The organism is Paenibacillus sp. P4_E11, from assembly GCF_056401635.1.
In genome coordinates this window covers 1-777 of record NZ_JBFUIX010000621.1, presented here as the reverse complement: position 1 = coordinate 777, position 777 = coordinate 1, and the positions used below count along the sequence as shown (strand labels likewise).

The window sequence follows — 777 nt, the reverse complement described above, 5'->3', positions numbered from 1 at the left end:
GCGCAATATGTGCTAGCCGGTGCTTTACGGGGAGCTGGAGACACGAAATACAACATGAAGGTAGCGTTCTGGGGTGTTATCCTCTTCAGGGTGCTGTTAACGAGTTTGTTCATTTTCGTGTTTGATTGGGGGCTGTTCGGTGCATGGCTCGCACTGGCGATTGACCAAGTGTTCCGATCTAGCTTGTTCGCAATCCGCTTCCGGAAAGGAAAGTGGAAGACAATCCGGGTATAGTGGAGGTAACAACTTTATTGAAACTTCATGAGGCTGCTGAGCAGATACATCAGCAGCCTCACCAGTTTATATGTTCGGTGAGATGAATAGGCGGTTGTATATTTATGGGAACGCATGTGCTATTATGGATATAAGATCCAAATATCGAATCGATCCCAATGCATTAATAATCGATAATATCCGAAAGAGGCGATGTGGGCATGTTATTCGAGTTAATGGTTCTATTCAAATCCAGGGTCATGAAGAATAAAATTAATTGGAATGACATGTTACCTAAGCACATCGCTATTATGATGGATGGGAACGGAAGATGGGCAACAAACAGAGGGTTACCTCGCACTGCAGGGCATTTTGCTGGAATGAAGACAATGAAGAAAACGATACGATTTTGTAAGAAAAATAATGTTGAATTCTTAACCCTGTACGCTTTCTCCACTGAGAACTGGAAGCGACCAAAAGCTGAGGTTGATTATATTATCAGCTTGATTCATGAATTTGTAACCGAAGATACTTTAGGAGATTTGAATAAGAACAACATAAAGC

General features: G+C 42.1%; 1 protein-coding gene and 1 pseudogene. Both read left to right on the top strand.

Features of this window, described 5'->3' with window-relative positions; genetic code table 11:
* Positions 1 to 234, top strand: a pseudogene (locus AC1DWB_RS36500) (MATE family efflux transporter); the annotation flags it as partial.
* 200 nt (positions 235 to 434) lie between these two features.
* Positions 435 to 777: undecaprenyl diphosphate synthase family protein (locus AC1DWB_RS36495; protein WP_477545928.1), on the top strand; the 343-nt coding region annotated here is incomplete at its 3' end.